The 18,912-nt window shown below is 70.1% G+C and carries 16 protein-coding genes and 2 pseudogenes; 7 read left to right on the forward strand and 11 right to left on the reverse strand.

Going from position 1 to position 18,912, the window contains the following annotated elements; genetic code table 11:
• Positions 1–47: 47 nt before the first annotated feature.
• From LVQ62_RS01645 to LVQ62_RS01660, 3 genes are read right to left on the reverse strand one after another with little or no spacing between them, the layout of a single operon-like run.
• Positions 48–830 (reverse strand): amino acid ABC transporter ATP-binding protein, encoded by a 783-nt coding sequence (locus LVQ62_RS01645; protein WP_281373808.1) that lies wholly within the window; start codon positions 828–830, stop codon positions 48–50.
• On the reverse strand, positions 827–2,308 hold the full coding sequence (locus tag LVQ62_RS17675; protein WP_370639656.1) for an ABC transporter substrate-binding protein/permease: 1,482 nt from the start codon (positions 2,306–2,308) through the stop codon (positions 827–829). The genes LVQ62_RS01645 and LVQ62_RS17675 overlap by 4 nt, the downstream gene beginning before the upstream one ends.
• A 23-nt stretch (positions 2,309–2,331) precedes the next feature.
• Positions 2,332–4,269, reverse strand: coding sequence for a penicillin-binding transpeptidase domain-containing protein (locus tag LVQ62_RS01660; RefSeq protein WP_233764127.1), 1,938 nt, complete (start codon positions 4,267–4,269; stop codon positions 2,332–2,334).
• 116 nt (positions 4,270–4,385) lie between these two features.
• Between LVQ62_RS01660 and LVQ62_RS01665 the strand changes: the two genes are divergently transcribed.
• The 5 genes and pseudogenes from LVQ62_RS01665 (at position 4,386) to LVQ62_RS01685 (ending at position 9,663) form a co-directional block, all read left to right on the forward strand.
• Entirely contained in the window at positions 4,386–5,564 is a 1,179-nt protein-coding gene (locus tag LVQ62_RS01665) for a histidine kinase (RefSeq protein WP_233764129.1), read from the forward strand.
• 53 nt (positions 5,565–5,617) lie between these two features.
• Positions 5,618–6,212 (forward strand): annotated as a pseudogene (locus LVQ62_RS01670) (response regulator).
• 174 nt (positions 6,213–6,386) lie between these two features.
• A complete protein-coding gene (locus tag LVQ62_RS01675; protein WP_233764130.1) occupies positions 6,387–7,427 on the forward strand; it encodes an NAD(P)/FAD-dependent oxidoreductase in 1,041 nt (346 codons plus the stop codon).
• A 56-nt stretch (positions 7,428–7,483) separates the two neighbouring features.
• Positions 7,484–8,266 carry an ABC transporter ATP-binding protein gene (locus tag LVQ62_RS01680; RefSeq protein WP_233764131.1) on the forward strand — a complete coding sequence of 261 codons (783 nt, stop codon included), beginning with the start codon at positions 7,484–7,486 and terminating at the stop codon, positions 8,264–8,266.
• Entirely contained in the window at positions 8,263–9,663 is a 1,401-nt protein-coding gene (locus tag LVQ62_RS01685; protein WP_233764132.1) for an ABC transporter permease, read from the forward strand. The genes LVQ62_RS01680 and LVQ62_RS01685 overlap by 4 nt, the downstream gene beginning before the upstream one ends.
• 44 nt (positions 9,664–9,707) lie before the next feature.
• Here LVQ62_RS01685 and LVQ62_RS01690 read toward each other — a convergent pair whose 3' ends face one another.
• The 3 genes and pseudogenes from LVQ62_RS01690 to LVQ62_RS01700 form a co-directional block, all read right to left on the reverse strand.
• Positions 9,708–10,766, reverse strand: coding sequence for an aspartate-semialdehyde dehydrogenase (locus tag LVQ62_RS01690; protein ID WP_233767594.1), 1,059 nt, complete (start codon positions 10,764–10,766; stop codon positions 9,708–9,710).
• 20 nt (positions 10,767–10,786) lie between these two features.
• Positions 10,787–11,845, reverse strand: a complete 1,059-nt coding sequence (locus LVQ62_RS01695) for an aspartate-semialdehyde dehydrogenase (protein ID WP_233767596.1) — start codon at positions 11,843–11,845, stop codon at positions 10,787–10,789.
• Position 11,846: 1 nt separating this feature from the next.
• Positions 11,847–13,124: pseudogene (locus tag LVQ62_RS01700) on the reverse strand (aspartate kinase); the annotation flags it as partial.
• Positions 13,125–13,298: 174 nt separating this feature from the next.
• Here LVQ62_RS01700 and LVQ62_RS01705 point away from each other — a divergent pair.
• Entirely contained in the window at positions 13,299–14,105 is an 807-nt protein-coding gene (locus LVQ62_RS01705; protein WP_233764133.1) for a phosphatase PAP2 family protein, read from the forward strand.
• Here the strand turns inward: LVQ62_RS01705 and LVQ62_RS01710 are convergent.
• Positions 14,069–15,634 (reverse strand): hypothetical protein, encoded by a 1,566-nt coding sequence (locus LVQ62_RS01710; RefSeq protein ID WP_233764134.1) that lies wholly within the window; start codon positions 15,632–15,634, stop codon positions 14,069–14,071. The two genes, LVQ62_RS01705 and LVQ62_RS01710, sit on opposite strands and share 37 nt — an antisense overlap.
• Positions 15,627–16,226: a recombination mediator RecR gene (gene recR / locus LVQ62_RS01715; protein WP_208051659.1), complete on the reverse strand. Its 600-nt coding sequence runs from the start codon at positions 16,224–16,226 to the stop codon at positions 15,627–15,629. Before recR ends, LVQ62_RS01710 begins: the two co-directional genes overlap by 8 nt.
• A 149-nt stretch (positions 16,227–16,375) precedes the next feature.
• On the opposite strand from recR, the gene LVQ62_RS01720 reads away from it, so the two are divergent.
• Positions 16,376–16,597, forward strand: a complete 222-nt coding sequence (locus LVQ62_RS01720) for a hypothetical protein (protein ID WP_233764135.1) — start codon at positions 16,376–16,378, stop codon at positions 16,595–16,597.
• On the opposite strand, the gene LVQ62_RS01725 is transcribed toward LVQ62_RS01720, so the two are convergent.
• From LVQ62_RS01725 to arsM, 3 genes are read right to left on the reverse strand one after another with little or no spacing between them, the layout of a single operon-like run.
• A complete protein-coding gene (locus LVQ62_RS01725; RefSeq protein ID WP_233764136.1) occupies positions 16,598–17,005 on the reverse strand; it encodes a low molecular weight phosphatase family protein in 408 nt (135 codons plus the stop codon).
• On the reverse strand, positions 16,998–18,086 hold the full coding sequence (gene arsB, locus LVQ62_RS01730; RefSeq protein WP_304504472.1) for an ACR3 family arsenite efflux transporter: 1,089 nt from the start codon (positions 18,084–18,086) through the stop codon (positions 16,998–17,000). Before arsB ends, LVQ62_RS01725 begins: the two co-directional genes overlap by 8 nt.
• A complete protein-coding gene (arsM, locus tag LVQ62_RS01735; RefSeq protein WP_233764137.1) occupies positions 18,083–18,841 on the reverse strand; it encodes an arsenite methyltransferase in 759 nt (252 codons plus the stop codon). Before arsM ends, arsB begins: the two co-directional genes overlap by 4 nt.
• Positions 18,842–18,912: the final 71 nt, after the last annotated feature.

Genomic DNA, 18,912 nt, shown 5'->3' on the forward strand with positions numbered 1-18,912 from the left:
GCGATATATCGCCACCCCTCGATGCTGTCTCCCCCCGATGGGAGGGGTCAGAGCGGGTCGAGGATGCGGCGCAGGAAGGTGCGGGTGCGCTCCTGCTGAGGATCGGCGATGACCTGACTCGGCGGTCCGGACTCCACGACGCTGCCGCCGTCGATGAAGAGCACCTGGTCGGCGACCTGCTGGGCGAAGCGCACCTCGTGGGTCACCACGATCATCGTGCGGCCCTCCTGCGCGAGGTCGCGCATCACGCCGAGCACGTCACCCACCAGCTCGGGGTCGAGGGCCGAGGTGGGCTCGTCGAAGAGCAGCAGCTCCGGACGGAGCGCGAGCGCCCGGGCGATGCCGACCCGCTGCTGTTGCCCGCCGGACAGCTGGAAGGGGTGCTTGTCGGCCTGATCGGCGAGACCCACCTTCGCCAGCAGCTCCCGGGCCGCCGCCGTCGCCTCGGCCGTCGGCCGCTTCTGCACCACGACCGGACCCTCGGTGAGGTTCTGCAGCACCGTGCGGTGGGGGAAGAGGTTGTGACTCTGGAAGACCATCCCGCTCTGTGCGCGGTACCGGGCCAGCAGTCGCGCCTGCTGCTTCGGCACCCGCCCCCCGCGACCGGGGGTGATCTTGGAGAAGTCCACCTCGACGTCGGCGATCCGGACCGTGCCGGAGTCGGGGATCTCCAGCGCGTTCAGCGCACGCAGCAGGGTGGTCTTGCCGGAACCTGACGGTCCCAGCACCACCGTCACAGATCCCGCAGGCACCCTGAGGGCGATGTCCTTGAGCACCATGTGGTCGCCGAACGACTTCGCCAGACCGCTGACCTGCACCAGATCACTCATCGCGCCACGAACCTGCCCAGTCGTTCTTCGAGTCGGTCCTGGATGAACGCCAGGATCAAGCAGATCACCAGGTAATAGAGCGCCGCCGTGGAGTAGAGCTCCAGATACTTCCCGCTCGGCGCAGCTGCGTCCTGCGCCTTTCGCAGCAGCTCAGTGACGATGATCGTCGAAGCCAGCGAGGTGTCCTTGACCAGCGAGATGAGCTCGTTGGACAACGGTGGTACGGCGGTGCGCGCGGCTTGCGGGATGATCACCCGCCGCAACGCGGTCGGATAGTTCATCCCCACGGTCGACGCTGCCTCCCACTGCCCGCGCGGGATGCTCTGGATCGCGGCTCTGATCGTCTCGGCGGCATACCCACCGACGTTCAAGCTGAAGGCGAGCACCGCCGCCGGGAAGGGGTTGAACTTCACGCCGAGTTCGGGCAGCCCGTAGAAGATGATGAACAGCTGCACCAGCAGCGGTGTGCCGCGGATAATCGCGATGTAGACGCGGGCCGCCCCGGAGAGCAGCAGCCGGTTGGACATCCGGGCCATCGCGACACCGAGCGCGATGATCAGCCCGACCACGAAGCTGATCGCCGTCAGCGGAAGCGTGCCGGTCAGCAGACCCTTCAACATCGGCACCAGGTTGCTGCGCACGGTGTCCCAGGTGCTCGGCACCTTCGGCTTCACCGTGAAGTACTTGTCGTAGATCTTCTTCAGGCTGCCGTCGGACTTCATGGCCGCGATCTGGGTGTCGATCTGGGTCATGAACCCGCTGCCCTTGCGGGCCGCGAACGCCGACTGGCTCGCATCCGATGTCGTCCCAGCGATCTTCAGATCGCTGGCACCGGTGACCCGGATGGCGTACTTCACGGCCAGCTGGTCGTTGACGAGCACGTCGATGCGGCCCTCCTGCAACAACTTCAACGACTGGTCGAGCTCCTCCACCGTCTGGACGCGGGCGCCTGCCTTGCGGGCGATGTCGCCCCAGTTGCTGGTGCTGCTCTCGGCGGCCTTCCGGCCCTTGATGTCCGCGAGGGAGTGGATGTCGTTCTCGCTCTTGCGGGTGACGATGACCCCGGTGGTGTCGACGTACGGCGAGGACAGGTCGTAGAGGGACTGCCGCTCGGGGTTGATCGTGATCTGGTCGGCGATCATGTCGATGCGCCCGGCCTTGAGAGCCGCGAAGAGGGAATCGAAGGGGACCTGCACGAACTGCACCTTCACGCCGAGGCGCTGGGCGATCTGCTGCACCACCTCGACGTCGTAGCCGGTGAGCTTTCCGCTCTGGTTGAAGTCGAACGGCGGGTAGGTGCCCTCGGTGCCGACCCGCAGCACCTTGGGGACCGATGCCGTCGAGGCCCGCCCGATGCTCTGAGGAGGACCGCCGGATGTGGCGGCTTCGGCCGCGGGAAGAGCCACCACGGCGCCGAAGAGGAGGACGATCAGCGCTCCCAGCCATCGGCCGGCAGGTAAGCGAAGGTTATGGAGCACGCGCAAACCCTAATGGTCGACGGTCAGACCCTCCCAGCCGCGGTGAGGAAGCCCTTCACGATCGGCAGACAGGTCACGCCGCCGTAGCCGCCGGTCTCGACGAAGGCAGCGATCGCGAGGTCGCCCTGGATCGCGATCATCCACGAGTGCGTCTGCGGCGGGTTGCCGCTGCCGTACTCGGCGGTGCCGGTCTTGGCCATCACCGGCCCACCGGGCACCGACTGCAGGCCCGTCGCGCCACCTTCGGTCACCACGGCGCGCATCAGCGCGCGTAAGGACGTCGTCTCCGCAGCCGTGAGCGGAGTGGCCGGCTGCTTGGACACGGTGGGCTTGTGGTCGGGCAGCAGGAACGGCGTGACGCGAGCGCCGTGCGCGACCGAGGCTGCGACGGTCGCCATCCCGAGGGGTGACGCGAGCACCTTGCCCTGCCCGATCATCGACACCTGATGGTCGGCTCCGGTGTCCCCGGGCGGCACGCTGCCGAAGAACGGACCGTCGGACGGGTTCTGCGTCAGGCCGAGCGAATCTGCAGCCACCGCAAGGGAACTCTGCGACGCCCGGTCGGCGCCGCGGATCATCACGGTGTTGCACGAGTTGGCCACAGCGGTCTTGAAGGGGATCATCCCGAGCTTGTCCTTGGGATAGTCCGGAAAGTTCTTCACGATGCGGCCCTGCACCGAGATCGTCGGGGTGCAGTCGACGGTGTCGGTGATCTTCAGCCCGGACCGCAGCAGCGCCAGCGACGAGACCACCTTGAAGGTCGACCCCGGGGCGTAGCGGCCGAGGAACGCCGTGTCGTATCCCTGCGAGCCCGCGCCGGACGCCGCGACCAGCACCTCGCCGGTCGACGGTCGGATCGCCACCAGTGCCGACGGGCTCTTCTGGCCCTGCAGGAGTGACTCCGCAGTGGACTGCAGGTCCTGACGCAGCGTGGTCCGGAGCGGCTTCGGCGCGACCGCGCCGAGCGAGGCGAGAGTGCGCACCGACTGCGGACCGCTGGCGCCGGGCAGCACAGCGCTGATCTGCAACGCGGCGGTTCCCCGCAGCTGCGCGTCGTACTGCTGCTGCAGGCCGCCGATGCCCACCAGGTCGGTCGCGGTCACCGGGTCCTTGGTGCCCTTGCTGTTCTTGATGATCTCCGCGGTCGCCGGGCCGACCGTGCCGAGCACCGCGCGGGCGAAGGTCGCGGACGGCGCGAGCGGGCGCCGATCGGAGATCAGCACCGCCCCCGGGATCGCCCGTATCCGGGACTGCTCCGCGGCCGACACTGCCTGCGTCCGCAGCACGATGGCCTCGACGAACGCCGAGGGACCGCTTGCCGCAACACTCTTCGCGTACGACGCGGCGTCCACGCCGACGACCGCAGCGAGTTTCGTCGCCGAGGCCGTCGCGGTCGCGGCAGCCGTCCTGGTCTTATCGATGCCGACCCGGTAGACGGGCCGGTAGGTCACGATGGCGTCGCCGTTGTCGTCGGTGATGTCGCCGCGATCCTGCGCGACCGATGCCGCCGTCAGGTGCTCGCCCGTGCGCAGCTGCGGCTGGACCAGGGTGGAGGACCACGGCGTCGACCACTTCTTGTCCGCGGACGTCATGGTGACCTGGTGCTCGTAGGACCATCGGCGGCCGCCGGCGAGCGTCCACTGCGTCGCGAGCGTCACCGTCTTCGACGACTTCGCGGCTCCTGCAACCGTTTTGACGACCCGCACGGTATGCGCGGTGGCGCCCAGCCCGCGGACGACCGCGGCGTACGACGTGTCGACGTCCTGCCCGGTGACCGGGCTGCCCGTGAAATGCCCCGACTGCAGCGCCGCGGCCAGCTTCGCGGCGGCGTCCTTCGAGCCGTCACCACCGCTGCCGGAGCCGGTGCAGCTCGCGAGCGCCGTGACCGGCACGACGACCCCCGCCGCCAGCACCGCCCGACGGCTCGATCGGTGCGTCACACCGGCGTCCCAGGTCCCCATCCGCACACGCTAACCCGGTGCGCCGACCCGGGTGCCCCACCACGCTGCTCGCGTACGGTCGTACCTCGCAGGGCGACCGCGTCGTGCCGAGACCATCGAGGAACGGGAAGCGATCCATGAGCACGGCCGACGTGTGGGGAGACGGCGGGGTGTCTCCGCGGCGCGTGCAGGCCGACCTCCTGGCGGCCGCCCTCTTCGTCGTCGTCTGCGCGGCCGCAGCCGGCACCTACGGCGCCTCGGCGTGGGCCACGGTCGTTGCGCTGGCCCTCGCCCTGGTGACCCGCCGACTGTCCCTGCCGCTCATGATCGGCTTCGCGGTGCTGGGAGCTGTCATCCAGTTGGGGAGAGCAGAGCTCGTCCCGCTCGCCGACCTGGCGTACGCGCCCCTCTACTTCACACTCGGCGCGGACCGTCGTGCGGTGTTCCGGCGCACAGGTCTCGTCGGTTCGGCCGTCGCCCCCGTGGTGGCCGGCATCGCCGCCCCACTCATGCGTTTCGGCAGCGGCACCCGGCTCGGTCTCGAACCCGTCGCGGTCCTCGCGGTCGCCATGTCGGCCGCCGTGGTCTGCGGAGGCGGCTGGATCGTCGGGTTCCTGCGTTTCCAGAGCCGGCAGAGGGTGCAGGCCCGGATCGACGCCCGGCTGGAGGAGTCCGAGCGGCTGCGTCTGGCCGAGGCGCTGGACCAGCAGCAGGAACGGGCGCGGATCGCCGCCGATATGCACGATGTGGTGGCGCACTCGTGGGCGGTGGTGGCGGCGCAGTCGGACGGTGCGCGGTACACGATGAAGTCCATTCCGGAGGAGGCCGAACGGGCCCTGGAGGTCATCGGGGAGACGGCCCGGTCGGCGATGGCCGACGTGCGCACCATCCTCACCGAGCTGCGCAACCGCGAGGCGCCCGGCGCCCGACTCGGCTACGGCCAGCAGGAGGACCTGTTCGAGCGCATGCGGGCCTCCGGGATGCGGCTGGAGGTGCGCGAGACGGGCGTGCGCCGGCCCTCGGAGCTCATCGCGTTGACGGCCTATCGAATCCTCAGCGAGTGCCTGACGAACGCGCTCAAGCACGGAGATCTGTCCCGCCCCGTACTGGTGGAGCAGGACTGGTCGAACGACTACCGATTGCGCGTCTCCAACGCGATCCGCCCTGACGCCGGTCCCCCTTCGCAGACCGGCCACGGCATCATCGGGATGTCCGAACGCGCCGGCCTCGCCGGCGGCACGCTCACCATCGACCATTCAGGCGGCGTGCACCGGGTCGTGGCGCACATCCCGGCACAGCAGAAGGAGAGCCGGTGACCATCAAGGTCGCACTGGTCGACGACCAGGTGCTGTTCCGGGCCGGCATCGCCATGGTGGTGCGCAGCCAGCCAGCCGGACCTGGAGCTGGTCGGCGAAGCGGGTGACGGCGCGGACGCGATCGACCTCGTCCGACGTACCCGGCCCGACGTGGTGCTGATGGACGTGCGGATGCCCCGAGTCGACGGAGTCGCCGCGACCCGGCGCATCCGTGCGAACGCCACCGAGCAGACCCCGCGGGTGCTGGTGCTGACCACCTTCGACCTCGACGAGTCCGCGGCCGACGCGATCGACGCCGGCGCGAGCGGTTTCATCCTCAAGGACACCCAGCCGGAGCTGCTGCTCGCGGCCATCCGTGCCGTGGCGGACGGCAGCCAGGTGGTCGCGGCGGGTGCCACGCGCTCCCTCTTCGACCGGTTCAAGACCAGGACGGCCGCCGCGCCCGGCCCGGAGTACAACGCCCTCACCGCCCGCGAGCGGGAAATCCTCCTGCGGGCGGCAACCGGTCTGTCGAACGCCGAGATCGCCTCTGCCGAAACACTGTCCGAGGCGACCGTCAAGACGCACGTCTCCCGGATCCTGGCCAAACTGCAGCTGCGCGACCGCGTGCAACTGGTGGTCTACGCCTACGAGCACGGCCTGCTCTGACGCTGCACGTCAGGTCGCCGCGGCGTGGTGAGCAACGGCGCTACGGGACGACCGGGGCGCGCTCTGCTCTTTGCCGTAGTGGCAAACCACCTTGCTCTTACGGCCGGGCGGCTTCCATGCTGGCGATACCGGATGCGACACCCGCTCCGGCACCCTTCGCCGAGGAGTCCCCGCGTGACCGCATCCTTCGATCAGACCGATGTCCTCGACCTCGTGGTGGTCGGTGGCGGAGCCGCAGGACTGAGCGGTGCCAAGATCGCGGCGCGCGCCCGGCGTACGGTCCTGCTGGTCGATGCCGGCGCTCCGCGCAACGGTCCGGCCGAGGGAGTGCACAACTACCTCTACGCCGAGGGCACGGCACCGGCCCGGCTCGCTGAGATCGGACGCGCCGAGGCAGCGGGATACGGGGTGCAGATCGTCAACGGCACGGCCGTCTCGGCCGCGGTCGTGCCACCGTCGGGGGCGGGTGGTCCGCGCTTCACCGTCACCATCGACGTGCAGGACTGCGGCACCAGGACCGTGTCGGCCCGCAGACTGCTCCTGGCCACGGGCGTCGTGGACGTACTGCCCGATATCGCCGGCCTGCGGGAGCGGTGGGGCACAGACGTGCTGCACTGCCCGTTCTGCCACGGATGGGAGGTACGCGACCAGGCGATCGGTGTGATCGGATCCGGTCCGACCGCGCTGCACGCGGTACAGCTCTTCCGCACCCTCACAGACGATGTCATCTACCTCCAGCACACCGCACCGGACCCCACCGAGGAGCAGCTGGAGGTGCTGGCGGCCCTCTCGGTGCCTCATGTGGTGGGCTCCGTCGAGCGCGTCGAGACCGCTGACGACGCCCTGACGGGAGTGCGCCTGGCCACCGGGGACGTCGTGGCCCGCGAAGCACTCGCGGTGGCTCCGTTCGTGCGCGGTCGCAGCGATCTGCTGGCGGATCTCGACCTACGGACGAGCGACTTGGACATGGGCGGGGTGTCGGTGGGTACCTACGTGCCCACCGACCCGACGGGACTGACCGGGACTCCCGGTGTGTGGGCGGCGGGCAACCTGGCGAATCTCATGGCCCAGGTCGTCACCTCCGCCTCGGCCGGCTCGGCGGCAGGGGCCGCCATCCACATGGACCTGATGGCCGAGGACAGCGCGGCCGCGGTCGCGGCGTACCGCGAGCGTCACGCGTCCCGCGACTCGTCCGACATACCTCCGCAGATGTAGACAGATAGCCCGTCAGGCGGATGTCCGCGGCCCGCGGCTGCGGCAGGGTCGTCGTCATGAACCCGACCCGGTCGATCCACCCCGTCACCCAGCCACACCGCGCCGTCGTCTCCTTCCGCGGCGTCGACAAGCACTACGGCACCGGCCCGGACGCCGTGCGCGCTCTGGACCAGGTCACCGTCGACATCTTCGACGGCGACTTCACCGCGATCATGGGCCCCTCAGGCTCGGGCAAGTCCACCTTCATGAACGTGGCCGCCGGCCTGGACGACATCACCTCGGGGGAGGTGCACCTCGCCGGCGAGGCACTGCACGCGATGGACGACGCGGGTCGGACCGTCCTGCGGCGCGACCGGGTCGGGTTCGTCTTCCAGGCGTTCAACCTGGTGCCCACGCTGTCCGTGGTCGAGAACGTCGAACTGCCGTTCCGTCTCGCGCAACGCACCATCGACGGTGACCAGCGGGAGTGGATCGCCCACCTGCTGACCACCCTCGGTCTGAGGGAGCGCACCGCCCACCGTCCGGCGCAGCTGTCCGGCGGACAGCAGCAGCGCGTCGCGATCGCTCGTGCGCTCGCTTCCCGGCCGCAGGTGATCTTCGCCGACGAGCCGACCGGCAACCTGGACTCCCGCAGCTCACGTGAGGTGCTCGCTCTGTTGCGCACCGCGGCACGGGAGTACGGGCAGACGATCGCCATGGTCACCCACGACCCGCTCGCCGCGTCGTACGCCGACCGCATCCTGGTGATCGCCGACGGTTGCATCGTCGCCGACCACGCGGCCCTGTCCCCGCAGCAGATCTCGCAGCTGCTGATCGACGTCGAAGAGGGTGTGGCATGACCCGGGTGCCGCCGGTGCTGGGCTCGGTGCGCGAGCTGGGCACGGTCACCCTGGTGGCCGGTCTCAGCGGGTGCTACGCGGCCACGCTGATCATGACCTCCTCGATCCTGGCCTCGATCAGCTCGACCCAGGGCGACGGAGACGTCGCCATGCTGCTCGGGATCGTCTCGCCGGTCTTCATCGGTATCGCGCTCTACGTCGCCGCCGTCGTCATCACGGGGTGCGTGACCACCGTCATCGCCGGGCGCCTGCAGCACATCGCGCTGCTGCGGTTGCTGGGCGCCGACGGCCTCGGCCTGCGCCGGTCGGTACGCCGCAGCACGGCGCGCGCCGGGGCCATCGGCGCCTGCCTCGGGGTGCTGGCCGGTGTGCTGCTGACCGACGTCGTCCGCGTCGTGCTCGTGCACCGCGGAGCACTTCCGGACCTGCCCTACCGGTGGGCCGTACCCCTGCTGGCGCTGCCGATCGCCGCGGTCGCGCTGTGCTCGGTCGGCGCCGGCTGGATCGGGTCGCGAGCCGTGCTGCACGTCGCTCCGGTCCAGGCGCTGAGCGCGGTCCAGGCACAGGTGGACCCGGCACGCCGTACGACGGTCGTGCGGGCCGCGCTCACCGTGACCCTGATCGGCGCGGGCGTCGTCCTCCTGATGATGGCCGTGGCACTGGGCGATCGGATGTCGACGTCCGGGTTCCTCTGCGCCTTCCTCGGCGCGGCAGTGTCGGGCACGGGCGTGATCGTCGGTGCCCGCTTCCTCATCCCGTGGGTGGTCACCGCCCTCGGCCGGCTGCTCGGCGGCGGACCGCCCAGCCTCATCGCCCGGCGCAACGCCGTCGCCGACCCGTCGCGCACCACCCGCTCGACGATCGGGCTGATCGTCGGGGTCGTGCTGATCACCACGATCGCCTCCGGCATGTCGGCACTGCGTGCTGCGATGGATGCCGCGTCGGGCCTGAGCGCCGCGCAACGGCATCACACCGACCAGGTGATGGCGATCATCACGGCCGTGCTCGTCTGCCTGGTGGTGATCTCCTCGATCATCGCGGCGGTCGGTTTCGTCAGCACGATGTCGCTGACCGTGATCCAGCGACGTCGCGAGATCGGTCTGCTGCGGTCGCTGGGATTCACCGCGGTGCAGGTACGCGCGATGATCACCCGCGAGTCGATCGCCCTGTCCGCGACCGCCGTCATCCTCGGCGCGGCGATCGGGGTCGTCTACGGATCCGTGGGGGCGCAGTCCCTGGTCGGTGCGATGAGCAGCGGCTTCGTCTGGGGTGTCCCGTGGGTGGCGCTCGCGGCCGTGGCCGTCGCCGGGGGTGCCCTGGTGCTGGTCGCGTCGCGCCCGCCGGCCCGGCGGGCGGTCTCGGTGCCGCCGGTGGTGGCGCTGCGGGCGACCGACTGACGTCGCAGCCACCGCCGGGTTCAGGGGGCCCGGCGGTGGACCCGTCAGCTGACGACGAGCTCGGCGATCTCCAGGAGATTGAGCGCAGACCCCCGGCGCAGGTTGTCGCCGCACACGAAGAACTGCACCGACCGTGGGAAGTCCTCCAGCTGGCGCACCCGACCGACGAAGACGGGATCGGAACCGACCACGTCGACCGGCGTGGGCCACTCCTCGGAACGCGGGTCGTCCAGCACGACGACGGAGTTGGCGTCCTGGGTGAGGGCCTGGACGACGTCCTCCCGGTGCAACCGCTGCTCGAACGTGGCGTGCACGGTCATCGAGTGGGTCGTGGTGACCGGCACCTGCACACAGGTCGTCGCGATCTTGAGCGTCGGCGTCTCCAGCAGCGCCCGCAGCTCGGCGCGTACGGCGAGCTCCTGCGCGGAGGACTCACCGTCACCCTGACCGCCGACCCACGGGACGACGTTGAACGCGATCGGCGCCGGGAACGGGCTGGCGCCGGAGAGATCGGAGAGCTTGCGGCGTACGTCGCCCGGGTACTGCCCCACGCTGCGGTCGCCACCGAGCGCGTTCGCCTCGTCGTAGAGGCGTTGCACACCGATCGACCCCGCGTCGGAGACGGCCTGGTAGGTGGAGACGACCAGCTCCTGTAGGCGCCACCTGCGGTGCAGCGACGTGAGGACCCCGATCATCGTCAGGGTCGTCGCGCACGGGCTGGCGAGGATGCGCGCGCCCGTGCGTTTGGTGGCCGCCGGGTTGAGCTCCGGGACCACCAGCGGCACGTTGTCGTGGTCGATGAAGGCGCCGGAGCTGTCGACCACCACGGCACCGGCCGCCACGGCGCGGGGCGCCCATTCGAGGGCGACCTCCGGCGGTGCGGCGAAGACCGCGACGTCCACACCGTCGAACGCGTGGTCGTCCAGGCCGCGCACCTGCAGCTCGCGACCGGCGGCGTCGACGGTGCGCCCGGAGGAACGCGACGAGGCGAGCAGCCGCACCTCGCCCCACACGTCGCGGCCCATGGGCAGGACGCCGAGCAGTGTCTGGCCGACCAGTCCGGTGGCCCCGACCACGGCAAGGGTCGCTCCGTCGCGCGTCATGTCAGACGTGCCCTCCCCCGTCACTGCGCCGCGGCGATGACCTCGGCGATCTGCACCGTGTTGAGGGCGGCTCCCTTGCGCAGGTTGTCGCCGGACACGAAGAACACGAGCCCGCGCCCGTCCTCCACTGCCTGATCCTGCCGGATGCGACCGACATATGTGGCGTCTCGACCTGCCGCGTCCAACGGTGTCGGCACCTGGGCGAGAGCCACCCCCGGGGCCTTCGCGAGCAGTTCGGTCGCGCGGGCCGGGCTGATCGGCCGTTCGAACTCGGCATGCACGGCCAGCGAGTGTCCGGTGAAGACCGGGACGCGCACACAGGTGCCCGAGACCCGCAGGTCCGGAAGCTCGAGGATCTTGCGCGACTCGTTGCGCAGCTTCTGCTCCTCGTCGGTCTCCAGCGACCCGTCGTCGACGACCGAGCCGGCCATCGGCAGCACGTTGTAGGCGATCGGCGCGACGTACGTCGTGGCCGGCCCGAGCTCGACGGCGCCGCCGTCCAGCGCGAGGCCCTCGATGTCGCCGGCCCGCACGCCCTGCCGGATCTGGCCGGCCAGCTCCTCGACGCCGGCGAGTCCGGACCCGGACACCGCCTGGTACGTCGCGACGGTCAGCCGCTGCAGGCCCGCCTCGTCGGAGAGCACCTTGAGCGCAGGCATCGCGGCCATGGTGGTGCAGTTCGGGTTGGCGATGATGCCCTTGGCAGGGCCCGCGATCCGGGCCGGGTTGACCTCGCTGACCACCAGCGGCACCTGCGGGTCGCCACGCCAGGCGGAGGAGTTGTCGATGACCACGACGCCGGCCGCGGCAAACTTCGGCGCCAGTGCCTTGGACGTCGATCCACCGGCGGAGAAGATCGCGATGTCCAGTCCGCTCGGGTCGGCGGCGGCAGCGTCCTCGACGACGTAGTCGCGCCCCTGCCAGGTGAGCGACCTGCCGGCCGAACGCGCCGAGGCGAAGAGGCGCAGGGAGGCGACGGGGAAATCGCGCTCGGCGAGCAGCCGCAGGACGACCGCCCCGACCTGACCGGTGGCGCCGACGACCCCGACGTGCAGTGCGCGCTGCGGTGCGGCGCTCATCGCCCGCTCCCCCGTAGACCACGGCCTCGCCGTCCGCGGCGTCCAGCCCGAACGCCGTGTGGACCGCCCGGACCGCGTCGTCCAACTGGTCGTCGCGGGTCACCACGGACACCCGGATCTCCGAGGTGGAGATCATCTCGATGTTGATGCCGGAGTCGGCGAGCGCCTGGAAGAGTGTGGCGCTGACGCCCGGGTGGCTGCGCATGCCCGAGCCGACGAGGGACAGCTTGCCGACCTGGTCGTCGTACTGCAGGGACTCGAAGCCGATGTGGTCGCGCGCCGCCTGCAACACCTGGACCGCCCGCTGGCCGTCGGTCTTGGGCAGCGTGAAGGACACGTCGGTCTGACCGGTCGAGAGCGCCGAGACGTTCTGCACGATCATGTCGATGTTGATCTGCGACGCGGCGATGGCCTGGAAGATCTGCGCGGCCTTGCCCGGCGAGTCGGCGACCCCGACGACGGTGATCTTGGCCTCGCTGCGGTCGTGCGCGACGCCGGCGATGATCGGGTCTTCCACGGGTGCTCCTTCTGACTCTGAGGCGGAGGACGGGTCGACGACCCAGGTGCCTTCGCGGTGGCTGAACGAGGACCGCACGTGGATCGGCAGACCGAAGCGCCGCGCGTACTCCACGCACCGCAGCATCAGCACCTTGGCGCCCGAGGCCGCCATCTCCTGCATCTCCTCGTTGGTGATGCGGTCGATCTTGCGCGCCGTGGGCACGATCCGCGGATCGGCGGTGAAGATGCCGTCGACGTCGGTGTAGATCTCGCAGACGTCCGCCTTCAACGCGGCGGCGAGCGCGACGGCGGTGGTGTCGGAGCCGCCGCGACCGAGGGTGGTGATCTCGTTGCTGCCCTGGCTCACGCCCTGGAAGCCGGCGACGATGACGATGTGCCCGTCGCCCAGGGCCTCCTCGATGCGGCCGGGGGTCACGTCGATGATGCGGGCCTTGCCGTGCACGTCGTCGGTGATGACACCGGCCTGCGAACCGGTGAACGAGCGGGCCGAGTCGCCGAGATTGGCGATGGCCATCGACACCAGCGCCATCGACATGCGCTCACCGGCCGTCAGCAGCATGTCGAGCTCGCGGGACGGCGGAGCGGGCGAGACGGCGTCGGCCAGTTCGAGCAGGTCGTCGGTCGTGTCGCCCATCGCCGAGACGACCACGCAGACCTGGTTGCCGGCCTTGCGGGTGTCGACGATGCGGCGCGCCACACGCTTGATGCTGTCGGCGTCGGCCAGCGACGACCCGCCGTACTTCTGGACCACGAGACTCACGCTCAGCAAGCGTAGTGAGCCCAGAATCCGAGATGCACGATGCCCGTATGGCGGGACGGCACACCGCCGGAGGAGGTCCCCCGAAACAAGGTGACGCGGTTCACAGCGCGCTTATAACACGCTGACGGCGGGAGCAAAGGTGCGTTTGTCGGCCGCCGGTGGCATCCTTATCGGATGTCAAGTCGCACCCCGGGGTTGGTGACCACCATGCCCGAAGTCGGGCATCGTGCGCTGTTGCCTGCTTCGCTGCGCACTTTCAGGGCGCCCGTCTGGTGGCACGAGATCGCGATCCTGGTCATCCTGGACATGATCTACGAGCGTCTGCGCAACCTCGTGCCGGACCACGAGACGGCAGCGATCGACCGCGGGCTGCGGGTGCTGCACCTGACCCAGAAGTTGCACATCAACTTCGAGTTGTCCCTCAACCACTTCGTCGCCGCACACGATGACATAGCCCGCCTCGCCAACGGCTACTACTCGTTCCTGCATCTACCGATCACCGGCGGCGTCCTGATCTGGCTCTTCTTCTGGCAGCGGCGCGTCTACCGCTCGGCGCGCACGGTGCTGGTGACCACGACCGTGCTGGGGCTGTGCGGGTTCTACCTCGTCCCGATGGCGCCCCCGCGCCTGCTGGGCTCGGGTTTCGTGGACACCCTGGTGCAGTTCCACACCTTCGGATCCTGGGGGCACGCCTCCGTCGCCGCGGTGACCAACCAGTACGCCGCGATGCCGAGCCTGCACTGTGCGTGGGCTCTGTGGTGCGGCCTCACCGTCTTCAACCTGGCCAAGCACCGGATCGTGCGGTACGTCGCGATGCTCTACCCACTGCTGACGTTCACGGTGGTCATCGGCACGGCCAACCACTTCGCGCTCGACGGGGTCGCCGGCGCGGCGGTGCTCGGCCTTGCGTACGGCATCCACCGCACGCTGCAGGGCCGCGGAGCCTACGAACCCGCTCCGTTGTTGCCCGAGTACTCCTGACGCAACCGGTAGATCGTCACGCCGTTCACGCGCGCCGCCCGCGTGTAGTAGGTGTCCACGAAGTACTTCAGCTGCGGGAAGACCGACAGCGGGTACTTGCCGTCGTAGTACTGCCCGCCGTACGCGCGCAGGTCGGCGGTCGAGGTGTCGAGCACCAGCTGCGGCGGGTGGGTGTAGACCGAGCGCAGCACGGCCTTGTAGGCGCCGGGCGTGGTCGCGGACACCGTGCTCGGGTCGGTCGTTCGATTGCCCGAGACCCCCGTGACGAAGTCGGAGTGCACCAACGCCCCGCCGAGCGGCCGGTCGGACTCCCACTGCGCCTGCGGCAGGTTGCCCCAGACCAGGATCGGCTGGTCGGGACGGGAGTGGGCCGCGACGTACTTGGCGAGCGGCGTCGTGTTGGGCAGGGTGCGGAAGGTGCCGGGGGTGAATCCGGCCACCACGGCGGCCGTGGTGACCACCACGAGCAGCGCGAGGATCCAGGAGCGCAGGCGGCCGGTGATGCGGGCCGCGGTGGGCGCGGCCAGCAGCACCAGCGGCGGTAGCGACTGGATCCAGTAGTGGGCGAAGAAGCGGAAGCCGGAGATCCAGGCGACCGTCGCCGTCGCCCACCAGATCCACAGGTCCCGATCCACCTGCACCGCCTGTCGCAGGGAGCCGGCAGCCCTGACACGCAGCGCCACGGGGATCAGCAGCGGCAGGTGCAGTCCCACCAGCAGGGCCAGGCCACCGAAGAAGCTGACGGCCACCATGGACCAGTTCGGACCGGTGAGCAGGAATCCCTCGTTGGAGGCGAACACCCAGTGCCACACATCGGCCGTCGGAAGCCAGGCGACGACGACGCCAATGCCGACCGCGAACCCACCGAACATCCACCCCAGGTGGGACCAGCGGCGTGAACGAGCCACGGCCATCCCCGCCGGCAGCAACCCGATGAGCCAGGTCTGGCGACACAGGACCGCGACCGCGAGCGCCAGCCCGGCGAGGGCCGCCGCGCGCTTGGAACGCCGCCGGGCCAGGACCATCGCCACCGCTCCGGGCGCAAGCGCGAAGTGGGCGTAGTTGGCCGCCTGGCCGGCGTCGGGAAGGAACGCGACCGCGGCGGTGATCATCAGCACCCCGGCCCACACACGTTGCGCACGGGTGCGAAGGCTGACGTCGGCGGCGACGGCGCAGGCCGCCACGGCCAGCAGGAGGGCCGCCACGAGGTGCACGGGGCGTAGGTCGACGTTGCCGAAGATCGCGAACGCCGCGTGGTAGAGGTAGGTCGGCAGGGGCGGCTTGCGGTCGATGGCGTCGATGTAGAGCCGCCCGCCGTGCTGCAGGGTGATCGCCTGGTCGGCGATCGTGGCCTCGTCGGGGTCGTAGAGCTGGTGAAAGTAGCCGGGCACGTGCACCAGGAGGGCGAAGACGAAGAACCCGCCGGCCATCCCGGCGTACCGCCGCGCGATCTCCCGCCACTGGTCGGACGCCTGTGCCCCCTGGCCGGCGTCGACTTCCGCCCGGGTCCGGGCGTCTACCTCAGCCACCGATCAACCGGCGACCTTCGAAGGCGCGGCCCAGCGTCACTTCGTCGGCGTACTCCAGGTCACCGCCCACCGGCAGCCCCGAGGCCAGGCGCGAGACCGGCATGCCCAGCGGCGCCAGCAGCCGCGACAGATAGGTCGCGGTCGCCTCGCCGTTGAGGTTGGGGTTGGTGGCGATGATGACTTCCTCGATCGGCTCGGCGCCGAGGCGTCGCATCAACTCGGTGATGCGCAGATCGTCCGGGCCGATGCCGTCGATCGGGCTGATGGCCCCGCCGAGCACGTGGTAGCGGCCCCGGAACTCCCGGGTGCGCTCCATGGCCATGATGTCCTTGGGCTCCTCCACGACGCAGATCAGGCTCATCGAGCGTCGGGAGTCGCCGCAGATGCGGCACAGGGTGTCCTCGGAGACGTTGAAGCACAGGTCGCAGAAGCGGACCTTGTCCTTGACCACGGCCAGCACCTCGCTGAGACGTTGTACGTCGGCGCGGTCGGCCTGCAGCAGATGGAACGCGATGCGCTGTGCCGACTTCGGACCGACGCCCGGCAGCCTGCCGAGCTCGTCGATCAGGTCCTGGACCACACCTTCGTACACAACCGGACAGCCTACGGGCTCAGGCTGACACCACCCTGCCGTTCATCAGGACTCCCTTCCTCCCGGGCGTCGACCGATCCGACGGTGTCGAGCCGGGCACTCCGAGAAGGGACGGTCCGGGCCGGTCGAAGGTGCCTACCCTTGAGGGTATGGCGCGCGACTGGACCGTGGTGCAGTGCTCCGGCGGTGACTACTACGAGACCGTCTGGAGACGATGGGTGTCGTTCAAGGCCGTCCGGCTGGGACGAAGGCGCCTGCAGCGCTGCCCGATCCACCACAGGTGGGAGATGGCGGTGCGGGTCCCGGAGGCGGATCTGACGCCGCAGATCCGGGAGTCCGCCGCTCGTCACCGCGACTCCGGGATCATCTGATCAGATCTCGGCCAGCAGCCGGCGGACCCGCTCGGCCATCTCGTCGCGCAGGAGGCGCATCCGCTCGATCCCGTCGACCCCGCGATCGGCCGGCTCGTCGAGCTCCCATGTGGTGATCGGAGCGCGCATGCCGGCGACCGGAGGCAGGCGCGCCTCCGAGCCCACGACGATGACGTGGTCGGCACACCGCAGCAGGTCCGGATCGACCGGCTTGGTCGACTCGCCGTCCATGGAGGCACCCACCTCCTCGACGACCCGCCGGGACAGGTCGTTGAGCCCGCCGCCGGGCCGGGTGCCCGCGGAGTGCACCTCGACGCGACCCTCGGCCAGCTGCCGCAGCAGCGCGGCCGCCATCTGGGACTTGCCCGCGTTCTTCACGCACACGAACAGCACACAGGGGTCAGGCATCGGCGAGCTCCACCGGGAACCGCGAGCGCAGGGCCAGCGAGACGTAGACGAGTCCCACGAGGACCGGCACCTCGATGAGCGGCCCGACGACACCCGCCAGCGCCTGCCCGGAGGTGACGCCGAAGGTGGCGATCGCGACCGCGATCGCCAGCTCGAAGTTGTTGCCGGCCGCGGTGAACGCCAGCGTCGTCGTCCGGGCGTAGCCCATTCCCAGGGAGCGGCCGAGGACGTAGCCGCCGCCCCACATCAGCGCGAAGTAGACCAGCAGCGGCAGCGCGATGCGGGCGACGTCCAGCGGTCGTGACGTGACCTGGTGCCCCTGGAGGGCGAAGAGCACCACGATGGTGAAGAGCAGCCCGCAGAGCGCCCACGGCCCGATCCGCGGCAGGTACGCCGCTTCGTACCGCGCACGGCCCCAACGGCGTTCGCCGATGCGGCGCGAGAGGAAACCGGCCAGCAACGGCACGCCGAGGAAGACCAGGACCGAACCGGCGATGTGCCACACCGACACGTCCAGCCGGGTCTGCTGCAGCCCGAGCCACCCCGGCAGCACCGAGAGGTAGAACCAGCCCAGCACCGCGAACATGACGACCTGGAAGACGGAGTTCAGGGCGACGAGCACGGCGGCGGCCTCCCGGTCCCCGCATGCCAGGTCGTTCCAGATGACGACCATGGCGATGCAGCGGGCCAGCCCGACGATGATCAGCCCGGTCCGGTAGGTCGGCAGGTCCGCGAGGAACACCCACGCGAGCGCGAACATCAGCGCGGGTCCCACGAGCCAGTTCAGGACCAGCGAGCTGATCAGCATGCGCCGATCCCCTGCGACCTGGTCGAGGCGGTCGTAGCGGACCTTCGCCAGAACCGGATACATCATCACCAGCAGCCCCATCGCGATCGGCAGCGAGACGCCCTGCACCTCGACCGCCGACAGCACCCCGGACAGTCCGGGGATGAGCCGCCCGAGCAGCAGGCCGATCGCCATGGCGGCGACGATCCAGGCAGGTAACCACCGGTCCAGCGTCGACAGCTTGGCGATGACTCCCTGGTCGACCGCCGGGCGGGGCGCGGTGGCGACGCTCACGTGCGCACCGCCCGCACGATCGCCGCCTGCGCGTGCTCGTGGACCGCGTGGGTGTAGCGGATCTCGACCTCGCCCCAGCCGTTCGCGGTGAGCAGGTCGCGGTACTCGTGCTCGGTCAGCGCCCCGGCGATGCAGCCGGTATAGGCCGCCACGTCGGCGCGAGTTGCTTCGTCCATGTCCGTGTCGGCGACGACGTCGGAGACCGCGAACCGGCCGCCTGGCCGGGTCACCCGCGCGGCCTCGGCCAGTACGACGGCCTTGTCGGCGGCCAGGTTGATGACGCAGTTGGAGATCACCACGTCCACCGAGGCGTCCGGCAGCGGGATCTCCTCCAAATAGCCGTGCAGGAACTCCACATTGGTGACGCCCGCGTCGGCGGCGTTCCGGCGGGCGAGATCGAGCATCTCCTGCGTCATGTCCAGCCCGATCGCCCGACCGGTGGGCCCGACCCGCCGCGCGGAGATCAACACGTCGCCCCCGGCACCCGCGCCCAGGTCGAGGACGATCTCACCGGCCGCGAGGTCGGCCACCGCCGTGGGGACACCGCATCCGAGCGACGCCTCGACCGCAGCGCCCGCGGCCCCGGTGTCCGCGCCCGCGTACAGGCCGGCACCGAAGACCGCCCGACCGTCCGGGGTGACGTTCTGGTCGTGGAGGTTGGTGCCGCAACAGGAAGTGGCCCCCTCGGCCGCGGCTCGGGCGGACTCGGCGTATCTGCGTCGGACCTCCTCGCGGATGACGATCGGATCACTCATGGGACTGCTCCTTGCTTCGATACACGTCGATGCAGAGAGGGTGGCGCGCTAGTTCGATATTTGTCAATATA

This window comes from Allobranchiibius sp. GilTou73 (assembly GCF_021391335.1).
Classification (GTDB): domain Bacteria; phylum Actinomycetota; class Actinomycetes; order Actinomycetales; family Dermatophilaceae; genus Allobranchiibius; species Allobranchiibius huperziae.